Source organism: Nocardia sp. CWNU-33 (assembly GCF_046764895.1).
In the GTDB taxonomy this organism is placed as follows: Bacteria; Actinomycetota; Actinomycetes; order Mycobacteriales; family Mycobacteriaceae; genus Nocardia.
Genome location: NZ_JBKOQN010000002.1, coordinates 25,213 through 39,478 on the forward strand (window position 1 = coordinate 25,213; position 14,266 = coordinate 39,478).

Here is a 14,266-nt window from a genome sequence, read left to right on the forward strand (position 1 = left end):
ATATCCGCAGGCCCGCCCAGATCGGATTATCCATGCTGGAGGGTCGCGGAGTGGGCATCTCGCCATGGTCGTTATCTCGGCACGTCGCTGATCACGCGCGGGCTCGGGAACGTGACCGGCGCGAGGTGCACGCCACCCTGTGCCCACCCGGCGCTGGTGATCCACCAGCGGCCGTCGTCTGCGACGAGTTCGGCGGCGTGGGCCGCGACGTGGCCGACCTTGTCGCCGATACGGAAGCGGAAGGGATTGTCGCTACGGAACACATCGGTGCCGACATACTGCGGGCGCGGGCCGATGAACAGATACCACGAGCCACCATGCGGCACCACGAACGGAGATTCGGTGTTGCCCGCCTCGGTGCCACTGGTGGGGTCGGTGTAGGCGATATGGCGCGCACTCCAATGCAGGAGGTCGCCGCTGGTGCGGTAGGCAACCACGTGATGGCCGCCGGCGGGTGCACTCGTCGCGCAGTAGTACATGATCCACTTCTCGCCGACCCGCAGCACCATCGGATCGCGGGCGTCGTAGCCGTCGCGAAAGAGCGGACCACCAGGGTTGCGGGTCCAGTGGAACAGGTCGGTCGAGGTGGCCAGGTTCATCGCGGCCGCCGTGCGATCGGCGCCGCCGGCGGCATAGAACATGAAATACCCGCCGCGCACCGCGACGACATACGGCGCCCACAGATGTGTTTCGCCGTACTTCGGATCGACGGTCAGCGCGGGTCGGTGTTTGGTCCACGGCCCGTCCAGTGCGGGCGCGGTGGCGTGGGCGAACTCGACTTCGTGCCAGGGATCCGCAGGTTCCGGGTGGGTGATGCCGAACAGGTGCCAGCGCCCTGCGCCGTCACGAACCACGGTGTGGTCGTTGATGTACCACGCCTCCGGCTCTCCGACGCCGGGGTCGTACACCCTCGCGAACACGCCCGCCTTCACCACTTCGCCTGTCGCCATAGACATCATGATGCCGTCGAACAGTCTCGGCGCGGCCTGGTCTGGAAATTTGCCGTCCGCGAGTCAGGGATTGGGGAGTGTCTGATTGACGGCTCTGGTGCACTTCCGGTGGCGTATTGGTGTCGGTGACGGCACGATGCGTCGGTGCGTGAGGTGAATATTGCTGTCGGGGTGCCGTTTTCGGGCTTGTCACCGCTGGTTGTCGAGGGTGCGGTGGATGAGGGCGAGCGGAATCTGGTGCCGGCACGAATGCCGAATGTCGCGGCCGGCGGCGCGGTTGTCCTGCCGAGCCACAGCGGGTTCCACCGGACATGGTCGACTGGTTACGAGAACTGGTCGAGGCATGTGACCTCGTCGGTGTGCAGCGGAGTGTCGTGATCGAATCCGGTCAGCGATATATAGCATTTCCGCATCAGCGCCGTGGTCTCGACCATCGTGTTATTCGGATTGATCCATTGCACCAGGACCAGGGCATGCCCGCGGGTAACAGCCGGTCCGACCGCACTAGATGTACCTGGACATACAGGAAGGACGGTTCGACTCCGGGCACCGACATCTTGCGGATCGGCCGGTAAGGGCCGCCGTGTATCGGAGCGTTTCTCGCTTTAGTCGTCAGCGCCGTAGAAGTGCCGTCGGCGCATACTCGTCGAAAGGTTTGCGCGATGACCATCATGTCCTCGACAGCACGGTGTCTCGGGTTGGTCATGCTGCTGCTGGGACTGACCATACCGGCCGCGGCGACACCGACGGCTCCGGAACTGGGACACGCAGGTCGCTGGCTCACCGACGAACTGGGCCGGGTGGTCACCTTGCACGGCGTGAATATGGTCTACAAGTACCCCCCGTACTTCCCCGCAGCGGGAGGTTTCGGCGAGAACGACGCCCAGTTCTTGGCGGAGAACGGTTTCAACGCGGTGCGGCTGGGTTTCGCATGGAACGCGGTTGAGCCGCAGCCCGGCGTTTACGACGACACCTACATCGCGCAGATCACGCAGACCCAGCAGTTGCTGGCCCGGTACAACATCTACAGCCTTGTCGATTCCCATCAGGACGCGTTCAACGAATCGGTGGGCGCGAGTTGGAGCGGGTTCCCCGATTGGGCGACGGTCACCGACGGGTTCCCATTGCAGCCCGACCCCGGCTTTCCGCTGGTCTACCTGACGAGCCCCGCCCAAAATCAAACGTGGGCGAACTTCTGGCACGACCACGTCGCGCCCGATGGCGTCGGACTGCAGGAACACTATGCGGCCATGTGGGCGCATGTCGCGCAACACTTCGCAGACGAGCCGTACGTGCTGGGCTACGACCTGATCAATGAGCCGTGGCCCGGTTGGGAATACCCGACCTGCATTCTGCAGGGCTGCCCCCAGTTCGAGCGTGGTGCGCTCGTGACGTTCGAAGCAAAAGTGATGAACGCCATCCGCCGAGTCGACCCGAAACACCTGCTGTTCTACGAGCCGTCCATGACCAACGATTTCGGTACGCCGGACTGGATGCCGAATCCCACCGGCGATCCGAACGCGGGGTTGAGCTTTCACGACTATTGCTTCGGCCCGATCGACACCTGCGTGAGCAACGGATTGGACCGCGCCGACGCCGACGGCGTTGTCGGGCTGGTGACCGAGTTCGGCGCGACCAAGGATTGGGCGAAGCTGACTCGTCTCGCCGATACATTCGACGACAACATGGCTTCTTGGCTGTTCTGGTCCCAACCGCAGGATCAGACACGTGATCATGCCCAGGAGCCACCGACCGGTCCCAACCTGATGGACCCGGCGATTGTCCGGCCATATCCACGTGCAATCGCAGGCACCCCGCTGCAGTGGCACTACGACAGCGCGACTGGGACGTTCACCATCCGATACAGCGCCCACCGCGCAGATTCTGGTCAACCGTTCCCCCGTGAAGCCCGCACCGAGGTATATCTGCCGCAGAGCAACTACCCCGACGGCTACCAGGTCGAAATTCAGGGCGCCGATGTCGTGTCGGTGCCCGATGCCCGGCTACTTCAACTCACCACCAGCCCTGGACAGGACACCGTGACCGTGACGGTGACGCGGCGGTGACCGGCACCGAGGCCACCTGAGGTTCTCACCGACAGTGTTTGCCACGACGTCGAGTGTCTCCGATGGTTCGCCCGGGGGCGGAGCAGCGATTCGGTTTTGGGGTCGATTCTGCTGGTTGGCGGTCGGTGGCTACGTCGCCCATCATGGTGCGGGAATGGGTCGATATCGCGTTTACCGGCAAGACCCACGATGTCGTCGATCACGACACCAACATCCTGGCTGCCACCATTTCGGTGAATCCCTGACGCCAGCCGGTCCAGCTCCCGCCGCAGGCTGCGGCGCCAAGGCCAGGTTGGCCACCGCGCTTGCGGGCCGACCGTTGACGCAGCGACTTCGGCGACGGCTTGCACAGGCCTCGTTACCCAGCGACTTCGACGAATTCTTCGAGTTCATACCCAGCCGGCGTTCCAGCTCCGCGATACGCGTGTCCTGCTCAACGATCCGGGCCTTCAACGCGGCTGTCTCCGCGGCCTGGGCAACCACCAACTCGGCAAGTTGCCCATAGGTCGGCTGCGGCATGAACACGCTGTGCCACAACGAAATACGCCAGATACGACGCCACGCCGGCCAGATCGTCACCAATTTATATTCTCCTTTCCCGCGCCAGGCGGTATACGGGATTCGAGATACACATTCGTCTCATCTTGTCGTTCAAGTGCACCGCGAGCTATGATGGTATTTGTTAATATAATTAGGAATATGAAAGGAGAGAAATCGTGACGAAGATTTCGGAAAAGGTGCAAGAACTCAAAGACCATGCAGAGAACGCGGGGAAGGAGATAGCGGCGGCTCAGAAAGAAAATGGGAAGAAAATGGATGCCGCTATCAACTCCGTCAAAGCGGAGGCCAAAATCAGGCAGGATAAATTCAAGGCGAATGTCGCAGTGAGGAAGGCTGCCGCCGCTTCCGACTGGGAAACACTCCAGGCGGAGCATAACAAGCGGGTCGAGAAAATCAAGAACACTATTGCGGCCAAGAAAGACACTCACGACCTGAAAGTCGCAAATCGCCAAGCCGATGACGCGGAGGGCTATGCCTCAGCTTCGATCGACTACGCCTTGATGGCAATTGACGACGCTGAGATCGCCACCCTGGAAGCCATTGACGCTCGGGCTTATGCAGAATCGTTGAACTAGAGTGTGTGTCGAAGTAGATGAGGGCGGGCCTGGTGGTCCCGCCCTCACTCGTGTCGAAGCCATTGGTTGATCGCGCCGATATGGATTGTGGCCAGGTAGCAGACGGCGAGTTTGTCGTCGGATCTGTGGGCGGACTCCTACGACGCCTGGCACGCCTTGCACAGCGCGGACACCGGCCGCCATCAGGGCGACTCGACGAGCACCGCCCGCAGCCGGGCCAGTTCCGCTTCGGTGAAACCGTTGGCGTGCAGCCACTCTGCGGCGCTGCCGTGGGTGGCGTGCAGGTCCTGCAGGAATCGAATGATCACCTCTGGGTCGACGGCGAGGATGCCGGTGCGCACCGGAGGCAGGCCATGATAAGAGGGCAGGGTGTCGAGACGTTGGCGAATGCGCTCGAGGCGTTCGCCGGTGAGCGCGTAGTCGGTGGCGATGGCCTCGGCGGGGACGCCCACCGCGTCGAGCAGGACAGCGGCAAGCACGCCGGTGCGGTCTTTGCCTGCGGCGCAATGGAAGACGATGGAATGCTGGTCGGCGTCGGCGATCAGCCGAGCGGCCGCGACGACGGATTCGATACTGCCTGCGAGGAGTTCGCGATAGAGCGCGACGAGGTCGTATTCGTGACCGTCCGGGACGAGATCGGTCGGGGTCGCGCTGGTCTGGGCCTGCTTGCGCACCGGGAGATTGACCAGGCGCACCGCAGCGCCCGCGAGCAGGCCGTACCCTTCCCGTTCGATCTCGTCGGGTAGTCGTAGGTCGATCAGCGTGCGTAGCCCGACCGGACCGATCAATCTCCCGAGGTCGTCCTCGGTGAGATGCTGTGGCGTGCTGGAGCGGAACACGACGCCGAACCGTGTGGTGCCACCGCCGGCCACCGGAAGCCCGCCGAGATCGCGGACATTATCGATCTCGGCGAATTCCACCCATCGCCGTTGTGCGCTGTCGGTATACATCGAATCCTCGCTAGTTGAGTCGGCCCCGCGTCGGCTAATGGGCGCGGCCCGCCGCGGCCTCATCGGCACGGCTGAGTCCGCACAGGCCGATCAGGTCTTCGTGCAGCTCGAACCACACAGTGTGATAGCTGTCCATAATCGGCCTTGCGACCCACGAGTGGTCGCCGCCGGTGATCCGCTCGACGGCCAGCTCGAGGCGATCGACGTAGTGCACAAGACGGGGTGCGGTGGCCCCGATCCGTCCGACCAGGGGAGCGACGCGTTGGTGCATGGTGACGAGCCGGTCCAATACCGCTGCGTCATAAACAGTGTCGGTGTGGTCGTTCACCGTGCTCGCGTCCTTCATCTGCCAGGCGGTAATGACCTCTTTCAGCTCGGCATTGAACTCGCAGAATTCATCGTAGGCAGCGGCGATGACATTGTGGTCCACATCGGCCCGCTCTTGTTCGAGGAGCCCGGTGAGATGTTCGCGACCTTCGGGGGTCAGGCGCGCGCCGACGGGTGTGTTCGCACAGAGCCCGCGTGCCACGAAATCTGCACTGCGCGAGGCGGCTTCGGATTCGATGAGGCCGAGGCTGGAGGCGATGGCCGTCGGCTGCACCCGGCCTTTGATCCCGATCAGACGCAGCAGGCCGAGTTCCGAGACGTGCTCGGTGTCAACAGAATACGTTGTCACCGTGTTTGTTTCATCGGTAGCGGAGGCTTCGCCGGACAGGAATGCCGGCAGCTGATCCGGCTCGACACCGGCCCGCTCGGCAAGGCGCGCAACATCCGCGAATACCGAGTCGTCGACCGGCTTGCCGGTGACCTGCCCCGGCCAGACGGTTCCGGCCCCGCCGTCGACGGTGACGACGCGTCCGACGAGCGCGTCGACAACGCCTGGGCCGCAACCGACTACGCACGGACGGCCGAGTTCCCGGCTGACCAGGGCAGCATGGGAGGTGGCGCCGCCGAGCTCGGTGACGATGGCCAGCGCGGCGATCATGCCGTGCAGGTCGTCCGGGCTGGTGGTGGGGCGGACCAGAATGACGTGCTCGCCCGCAGCGGACCGTGCCTCGGCGTCGTCGGGATCGGTCACCACGACACCGGATGCGAGCCCCGGACAGGCGGACTCGCCGGTGGCCAGTGGCTGCAGCCCGGCATTGTCGCTGGAAGCGGGGCGCAGAACGGTGCGCAACTGCTCGGCGGTGACTCGGCGCAACGATTCCGCGGGCTCGATCAGCCCCTCGTCGGCCATGGCGACAGCGGCGCGAACCGCCGCGCGCGCAGAGCGTTTCGCGGGCCGCGACTGCAGCAGCCAGAGCCTGCCGGATTCGACGGTGAACTCGATGTCCTGGATATCGCGACCGTCACGCTCCAGCAGTTCGGCTGCCGCGATGAGCTGAGTGTGCACCTCGGGCAGCGTGCTCGCCAGCTCGTCGAGCGGTCGCGGGGTGGTACGGCCGGAGACGACGTCTTCGCCCTGCCCGCCGATCAGCCACTCACCGAAGACCGGTCGCTCGCCGGTGTTCGGGTTTCTGCTGAACAGCACTCCGGTCCCGGAGAGCGCATCGAGATTGCCGAACACCATGGCCTGCACGGTGACCGCGGTCCCGAGCTCGTCGGATACCCCGCGGGTGCGCCGATAGGTCTTGGCGCGCGCGGAATCCCAGGAACGGAATACCGCGGTGATCGCGCCGCGCAGCTGCTCCCACGGGTCCTGCGGTACCACGGCGTTCGGGTCACCGAGCACGATCTCGCGGTACTGGGCGAGGAAGCGGCGGTGCGTATCGCGCGCGTACCCGGGGTTTCGCGTCTCCGCGGTTAGTGCCTGCTCGACCTCGGCGTTCATACCGAGATTGAGCACCGTGTCCATCATTCCCGGCATGCTCACCGCGGCGCCGGAGCGCACCGACACCAATAGCGGGCGTTCGGTGGAGCCGAACTCTCGACCCGTGCCGCGTTCCAGTGCCGCGATTCCGGCGCGTACGCCCGCCCAGATCTGCGCGTCGAGCACGCCGCTCACCGAGAATTCGGCCCACGCATCGGTGGTGAGCGCGAAGGCGGGCGGCACCGGAAGCTTTAGCGCCCGCATGTGATTCACGCTCCACGCCTTCCCTCCGATCCGCTCCCGCGACAAGGTGCAGGCGCCGTCGAGTTCGGCGACCGATGGTGCGATGCTCGCCAAAGTGGCGAGTTCCGGTCGCTCCACAGGCTCCACTCCGGTCGTCATGTCTCACTCCTTCGGGTCAGCACGTTCTCGGCAGCCACTGCACGTTCGGCAGGCGGCTCAGGGCAGCCATCGGCCCGCGGGCACAATCCCGGCGGCCGATCGCCCTGCGAATGGCGCGGCTCCCTGCGGTGCGCGACACAATCGCGGGGCGGCGCGAATTCAGCCTGCCCGCTCGGGCACCAACGGCGTACCGAACGTCCCGGTGAGCAAGACGTATGCGGGCCGACCTCGGTGGCCGCCGAGGTCGGCCAGGCGTAGGGGTCGGTGATGTCGCGCAGTTGTTCGAAGGCGCGACGCAGTTGGCCCACGGTGCGGGAGCCGAGATGGGCGGCCCACTCCGATTCGACCTCGGCGGCGATACGGTTGGCCAGGATGGTGGCCTCGGTGCCGCGCCGCGTGAGGCGGACCAGGCGGGCGCGGCCGTCGGCGGGGTCGGGGACGCGTTGCACGTAATCGGCGCGTTCGAGCTGGTCGACCAGGAAGCCGGTGCCGAAACTGGTCGGCGAAGGCGTGGTCCGACGGCCCGGCTGAGCCTGCACTGGTCACCTCGACATCCGGCGGACGGCGTGCGTGGCCGGAGGGCTCCTGCTGCGCCGCCGCGTTGCACGCCGCCACCAGTGACGCCGAACTGGCGCGGGTGTTCACGCTGCTGTCGGCGGCGCATGTCACGGCCGAACGGTTGTACCGACGTTTCGGGTTCTGTACGGAACGCTGTTCGGGTCCGTCAATGTCGGTATCCATTCCTGTGCGGTCGCGCTCGAATCCGGCGACCCCGGCAGAGCGGCCCACGAAGGGGCGGCCCTGCGGCTCCCGGTCGGGATAGCCGGACCACGCGCCGGTCACCACTGGCAGGACGTTGGCCGCGCCTGGCCGCTGATCGGGCAGCCGGACAAAGCTCTGGATTCGCTCATCTCGGCGTGCCGTGTGGCACCCCAGCAGACGCGCCTACATCCGTCGGTGCGCGAAACCTTGCACGGCATCGCGGCAACTCAGCGACGACAGACAGACACCTTGGTCGGGTTCGCATCGTGGGTCGGGGCCGGCCTGTAGGCCGATCGGTCGTGACCATGACCGCCGCTCGCCGACTCCAGTTGTTCTCGCTGTTGCAGATCCGCCGCGAATGGACCAGGCCGGAACTCGCCGACCGATCGGGCATCACTGTGCGCACTGTGCGCTGCCACATCGAGCGCAGAGGGTGCGCGACCTCGTGCGCAAGCTCCTGCGCGCGGCGGGGAAGTCGCGTAGTCGGTATGAGCGCACCGCTGGTGCCGAACTACCTGCGCGGCCGCGCATGCAATGCTCTGACCTGCACTGATGTGGTGCAAGACAGGTAGTCCGCTACTCAGGGAAACTGGAACGCCGCAGTGCAGAATCGAAGTCTGGGGAGTCAATGGTGACTTCCGAGGACAACGGAGTTCTCATGCATGTCGGTATCCACCAGCCGAGTTTCCGGAGAAGGGACGGCACTATGGTCGACATCGGCTGCGGGGTGCCGGTCACTGATCGCACCGGCGCCGCCGCGCACCATGGATGTTACGAGACTTCCTTCTTCATCTGAGCGGTCAGGATGCGCTGGTAGCCGGAGCCGAAAATCCTTGGCAACAAGTCGATTACGCGAGCATCGGCACCGATGAGGATCTTTGCCTTGTCCTTGCGGATGCCGCGCAGGATGGTGGTCGCCGCGGATTCGGGAGTCGTTTTCGCCAGCTTGTCGAAGTTCGCGGCCAGCGCATCGCGGTCGCGGTCGCCACCCGCTCGAGCCTTCCAGGCGATTTCGGTCTTGATCATGCCGGGGTGGACACTGCTCACACTTACCGGGTAGCCGGCGATCTTCATTTCCTGGCGCAGCGCGTCGGTGAAGCCGCGAATACCGAACTTTGTGGCGTTGTACGCGCCTTGACTGGGGCAGGCGGCGAGGCCGAACATACTGGAGACATTGGCGATGTGGCCGTCACCGGAGGCGATGACCTGCGGCAGAAAGGCTTTGGTGCCGTACATCACGCCCCAGAAGTTGATATTGACGATCCACTCGAAGTCTTCCCAGCTCAGCTCCTCGACATTAGCGGTGAGCGAGACGCCCGCATTGTTGACCACCAGGTTGGCCGGGCCGAAGTCCGCCTGCACCTCGTCGGCGTGCTGATAGACCGCGGCGCGGTCGGTCACGTCGAGCTTGTAGGCGCGGGCCTTGGCGCCCGCCTGCTCGCACAGCGCGGCAGTCTCGGTGACATTGGCCAGATTTCGGCCGGACAACGCCAGTTTGGCGCCCTGGCGAGCCAGCTCTACCGCCAGGGCCCGCCCGATGCCGGCGCCCGCGCCGGTGATGACGGCGACCTTGTCCTGAAAGTTCTTCACAGGGGTGTGTCCTTCATTTGGTGGTGTAGCCGCCGTCGGCGACGAATTCGGAGCCGGTGCAGTAACTTGCCTCGTCGGAGATCAGGAACAGCACCAGACTGGCCAGCTCGTCGGGCGCGGCGGCACGCGACAGCGGCAGGTCGTGCACCATCGAGTTGGAGCGCTCGGAGGTGGCGGTCATCTCGGTGGCGACAACGCCGGGATGCACGGAATTGACCCGGATTCCGTCGACGCCGAACTCCTGCGCCGCGGCCTTGGTCATACCGCGCACCGCCCACTTGGAGGCCACGTAGCCCAGGATATTGCTGAAGGCGATGATGCCGCCGATCGAGGAGATATTGACGATCGACCCGCCGCCGGCCCGGCGCATCGACGGCACAACGGCTTTCATGCCGAGGAACACTCCGACCTGGTTCACGTCGATCACGCGGCGGTAGTCGGCCTCGGCGAGCTTCTCGATGGGGTCGACGTGCACGATGCCCGCGTTATTGACGAGTCCGGAGACCGGGCCGAAGGCGCGTTCAGCCTCGGCGACGACGGCGTGCCACGCGGTTTCGTCGGTAACGTCCAGCGGAACGAACAGCGCCCGGTCGCCGAGCTCGGCGGCGACCGCCTTGCCCTCCTCGACCAGGACATCCGCGACCACGACAGCCGCGCCCTCGGCGACGAGACGTCGGGCGAACGCTGCGCCCATGCCACGCGCGCCACCGGACACGATCACGGTCTTGCCATTCACTCTGTCCATGTCATGCTCCTGTTCGGCCGAATCGGCGGGATAGTTCGAACATCGGTGGCATCAGGGGTGCTTCGGTGCGGTGTCGGCAAGATGGTTGGCGGCGATGTAGCCGAACACCATGGCCGGGCCGATCGTCGCGCCGGCGCCGGCGTAGCTGTTACCCATCACGGCGGCCGAATTGTTACCTGCCGCATACAGTCCCGCGACTGGGGCACCGTCGCCGCGCAGCACTCGGGAGTGCTCGTCGGTGACGAGCCCGCCCTTGGTGCCCAAGTCGCCGGGGACCATTTCGACCGCGTAGAACGGGCCCTGGTCGATCGGGGCCAGACACGGGTTGGGCTTGACGGTGGGGTCACCGTAGTACCGGTCGTAGGCGGATTCGCCGCGCTGGAAGTCCGCGTCGCGACCGGCGCGCGCAAAACCGTTGAACCGGTTGACGGTCGCGGTCAGCGTGTCGGCGGGCACGCCGATCTTGTCCGCGAGTTCGGCGAGGGTGTCGGCCTTCTTGATGATCCCGGAGTCGTAATACTTCTGCGGGATGGCCTGCTTCGGGAAGGTGCCGAGGAACAAGTACCTGTCGCGGAAGCGCTGGTCCATGATGAAGTGTGCGGGGACATGGCCGATCCCCTTCGCATGCTGCTCGTACATCGTGTGCACCACGTCGACATAGCTGGCCGATTCGTTGGTGAAGCGTTCGCCCGCGTCGTTGACCATGATGGCGCCGGGCTGGGAGCGCTCGGCCAAACAGAAGAAAGGCGGACCGTCCGGGTTGCGGACCGAAGGTCCCCACCAGGCGTCGTCCATCAAATCCAGTGCACCACCGACACTTTCACCGGCGCGAATGCCCTCGCCGACATTCTCGGTGGCGCCGACCGTCCACTCGGTGCTCACGGGTCCGGTGAAGAACTGCTGCCGCATCTCCAGGTTGTGCTCGAAGCCGCCCGCGGCGAGCACGACACCGCGCCGGGCCCGAATGGTGATCGGGGCACCGGCACGCTCGGCGCGCACACCGACCACAACATCGTCCTCGGTAATCAGGTCGGTCAGCGGTGTATTCAGCCACACCGGTACGTTCGCGTCGCGCAGCGCCAGCCAGAGCCGGGCAACCAGGGCCTTGCCGAGACTCAGCGGCAGCCGTCCACGCAGCTTGTTCAGCACCGCTTGCGCGCCGACCTTCATAGCGGTGCGCTTGCCCTTCCAGGTCCGCGCGATCATGTTGAGGTCGTGGAAGTCGCTGACGGTGAATGCGATTCCCTTGGGGCCGGACATGGTCGGCCGGTTGATCTTGTCCAGATCCTCGCCGAGCAGTCGGCCGTCGATGATCGCCGGTTCGATGCTGCGGCCCTGCGCGAGTCCACCGGGTAACTCCGGGTGGTAGTCGGAGTAGCCGCGGTCGTAGACGAACTCGAGATGGCGGGTGCGCGCGCCGAGGTAGGTCATCATGCGCGGACCGTTGTCCAGGAACGCATCCTGCTTTTCCTGCGGAACCCGGTCACCGACAACGGATTTCAAGTAGACCCGGGCCAGGTCCGGGCTGTCGGGGACACCCTCGCGGACCAGCACCGGATTGTTGGGAATCCAGACGCCGCCGCCCGAGCGCGCGGTGGAACCGCCGAAGCTGCCGCTCTTTTCGATCAGCACCACCGACAGCCCGCGATACGCGGCGGTCAATGCGGCGGTCATGCCCGCGGCTCCCGAACCAACAACTACGACGTCGTACTCGTGTTCCTCGGACATCGCCACCTCCTTGTCGTTCACGCTTGATCAGTAGCCCGCGCCGGTGAGCATGCCGCCGTCGACGACGATCTCGGTGCCGGTGCAGTAGCTCGCGCCGTCCGACGCCAGGTAGACCGCCGCCTCCGAGACCTCGCCGGGTTGGCCCCAGCGCGAGATCGGCAGTCCGGCAAAGAATGTGCTGCCGTCGACGCCCGAGCCTGCGGCGGCCGTCATCGGAGTGGCGATGCCGCCGGGGTGAATCGAGTTGACCCGGATCCCGTGCTTGCCGAGTTCGCGTGCGGCCGACTTGGTCAGGCCGCGGATCGCGAATTTGCTGGCGCTGTAGGCGGAGAGATTCGCTGCGCCGATAAATCCCTCGACCGAGGAGATATTCACGATCGAGCCGCCGCCCGCTTCGGTCAGCGCCGCCGTTGCCGTCTTGATGCCCAGCCATGCGCCGGTGACATTCACGGTCATGATGGTGGTGAAATCGGCAAGGCTCATCTCGGCGATCGACTGGAATCGCAGGATTCCGGCATTGTTGACCAGCACGTCGAGCCTGCCGTACTCCGTGCGAGCCGCGGCCACCGCGGCGGCCCAGTCCGCCTCGCTCGTCACATCGTGATGCACGTAGTGGCAGTCGGCGCCGATCTCGGCTCGCAGCTGCTTGCCCTCCACATCGAGCACATCACCGAACACCACCCGCGCACCCTCGGCGACGAAGCGGCGGACGTGCTCGGCGCCCATTCCGCGTGCGCCTCCGGTGATCAGTGCGACCTTGCCATCGAGTCGGCCCACTTGGCCCATCCTTTCTCCCGCGTCACCTCCGAACGCTAGGGGCGCGACAGCGGCGGGAGCCCGCGCAGTCCCATCCACCGAGACATGCACCTGACCTCCACGAGAGCATCGGAAATATTTCTACTAGGCATATTGAGAAGTGGAGGCAATGCATGAAGTTCTCGATGATCTTCGAGGCACAAATGACCAACCCGTCCGCCGATCACGAACGGCAGGTGTTGCGCGACTGCGTAGAGCAGGCGGTGCTGGCCGAAGAGATGGGTTTCGACACCGTCTGGGCGGTCGAGCATCACGGGCTGAAGTGGTACGCCCATATGAGCGCACCGGAGATCTTCCTGACCTGGGTGGCCGCGCGCACCGAACGGATCCGCATCGGCCACGGCGTGGTGTGCATGCCGTTCAACTTCAACCACCCGGTGCGGGCGGCCGAGCGTGCGGCCATGCTCGACGTGCTGTCCAACGGGCGAGTGAACCTGGGCGCGGGTCGCGGCGCAACCCCGCAAGAGACCTCCATGTGTGGCGTCGACCCCGATCGCACCTACCAGGAGGTGGAGGAGTCGCTGCGGATCATCGGCAAGGCCTGGCAGGATCCCGAGGGCGAATTCGAGTGGCACGGTGATCTGCTCGATATCGACCCGCACCCGATGCTGCCGCGTCCGGTCCAGCTGCCGCATCCACCGCTGTTCATGGCGTGCACCAAGAAGGACACGCTCAAGCTGGCCGCCGACTACGGAATCGGCGCGCTGGTCCTCGGTTTCGCGGGCGTGGAGGAGATCGCCGAACTGCGCCGCACCTATGATGCGGCCATCGCGGCACGCACCGGGGAGAAGTTCGTCTCGACTGTCGTCAACGACCATTTCGCGGCGCTGTGCCCGACCATCGTGCTCGACGATCGGGAGAAGGCCCAGCAGATCGGTGCGCGCGGTCAGCGTTTCTTCGCCCAGTCCATCAAGCACTGGTACGGCGCAGGCCCGGTCCCGGACGAGGCTGTCGATCCCACTGTCGACGAGGTGGCCAAGATCAAGCAGGCCGCCGACGACCACGTCGCCTACCTGCACGAGGCCAAGATTCCGGTGAAGACCGGTGCTACCTCGGTGTTCAATGCCGAGCACGCCTACGGCAGCCCCGAGGACGCGATCGCCTACGTCGAGCGGCTGCAGGAGGCGGGCGCCGACGAAATCCTCTGCCTGATCCAGATGGGCACCGTGCCCCAGGAAGCGTGCCTGGAGACCATCCGGCACTGGGGCGAAAAGGTCATCCCGCACTTCCGTAAGGGCTAGTCGCCCCGCGCACAGTCGCTCGCCGGCTGTGGGCTCAGGAACCCGGCCGCCGCCCGACATGGCAGGCGAA

11 protein-coding genes and 1 pseudogene are annotated in these 14,266 nt (G+C 65.3%); 3 read left to right on the forward strand and 9 right to left on the reverse strand.

Annotated features, from left to right (window positions below; genetic code table 11):
• Positions 1-71 precede the first annotated feature (71 nt).
• Positions 72-950, reverse strand: a complete 879-nt coding sequence (locus ACLMAL_RS02400) for a glycosyl hydrolase family 32 (protein ID WP_411997562.1) — start codon at positions 948-950, stop codon at positions 72-74.
• Between the two features lie 662 nt (positions 951-1,612).
• Here ACLMAL_RS02400 and ACLMAL_RS02405 point away from each other — a divergent pair.
• On the forward strand, positions 1,613-3,016 hold the full coding sequence (locus tag ACLMAL_RS02405) for a cellulase family glycosylhydrolase (protein WP_411997563.1): 1,404 nt from the start codon (positions 1,613-1,615) through the stop codon (positions 3,014-3,016).
• 378 nt (positions 3,017-3,394) lie between these two features.
• Here the strand turns inward: ACLMAL_RS02405 and ACLMAL_RS02410 are convergent.
• Positions 3,395-3,535, reverse strand: a pseudogene (locus ACLMAL_RS02410) (hypothetical protein); the annotation flags it as partial.
• Positions 3,536-3,732: 197 nt separating this feature from the next.
• On the opposite strand from ACLMAL_RS02410, the gene ACLMAL_RS02415 reads away from it, so the two are divergent.
• Complete coding sequence (locus tag ACLMAL_RS02415; RefSeq protein WP_411997564.1) at positions 3,733-4,152, forward strand: hypothetical protein; 420 nt, start codon at positions 3,733-3,735, stop codon at positions 4,150-4,152.
• 182 nt (positions 4,153-4,334) lie between these two features.
• On the opposite strand, the gene ACLMAL_RS02420 is transcribed toward ACLMAL_RS02415, so the two are convergent.
• From ACLMAL_RS02420 to ACLMAL_RS02450, 7 genes are all read right to left on the reverse strand, one after another.
• Positions 4,335-5,102 carry a tyrosine-protein phosphatase gene (locus tag ACLMAL_RS02420; protein WP_411997565.1) on the reverse strand — a complete coding sequence of 256 codons (768 nt, stop codon included), beginning with the start codon at positions 5,100-5,102 and terminating at the stop codon, positions 4,335-4,337.
• Positions 5,103-5,136: 34 nt separating this feature from the next.
• The gene (locus ACLMAL_RS02425; RefSeq protein WP_411997566.1) at positions 5,137-7,314 is read right to left on the reverse strand and encodes a pyruvate, phosphate dikinase; all 2,178 of its coding nucleotides are present in this window, start codon (positions 7,312-7,314) and stop codon (positions 5,137-5,139) included.
• Entirely contained in the window at positions 7,311-7,853 is a 543-nt protein-coding gene (locus ACLMAL_RS02430; protein ID WP_411997567.1) for a MarR family winged helix-turn-helix transcriptional regulator, read from the reverse strand. Before ACLMAL_RS02430 ends, ACLMAL_RS02425 begins: the two co-directional genes overlap by 4 nt.
• A 994-nt stretch (positions 7,854-8,847) precedes the next feature.
• Entirely contained in the window at positions 8,848-9,666 is an 819-nt protein-coding gene (locus tag ACLMAL_RS02435; RefSeq protein WP_411997568.1) for an SDR family NAD(P)-dependent oxidoreductase, read from the reverse strand.
• Between the two features lie 13 nt (positions 9,667-9,679).
• Entirely contained in the window at positions 9,680-10,411 is a 732-nt protein-coding gene (locus ACLMAL_RS02440; protein WP_411997569.1) for a glucose 1-dehydrogenase, read from the reverse strand.
• Between the two features lie 51 nt (positions 10,412-10,462).
• Positions 10,463-12,139, reverse strand: a complete 1,677-nt coding sequence (gene kstD / locus ACLMAL_RS02445) for a 3-oxosteroid 1-dehydrogenase (protein WP_406229599.1) — start codon at positions 12,137-12,139, stop codon at positions 10,463-10,465.
• Between the two features lie 27 nt (positions 12,140-12,166).
• Positions 12,167-12,916: a glucose 1-dehydrogenase gene (locus tag ACLMAL_RS02450; RefSeq protein ID WP_411997570.1), complete on the reverse strand. Its 750-nt coding sequence runs from the start codon at positions 12,914-12,916 to the stop codon at positions 12,167-12,169.
• Between the two features lie 152 nt (positions 12,917-13,068).
• Here ACLMAL_RS02450 and ACLMAL_RS02455 point away from each other — a divergent pair, with 152 nt between their 5' ends.
• Positions 13,069-14,196, forward strand: a complete 1,128-nt coding sequence (locus ACLMAL_RS02455; protein ID WP_406229600.1) for an LLM class flavin-dependent oxidoreductase — start codon at positions 13,069-13,071, stop codon at positions 14,194-14,196.
• Positions 14,197-14,266 lie beyond the last annotated feature (70 nt).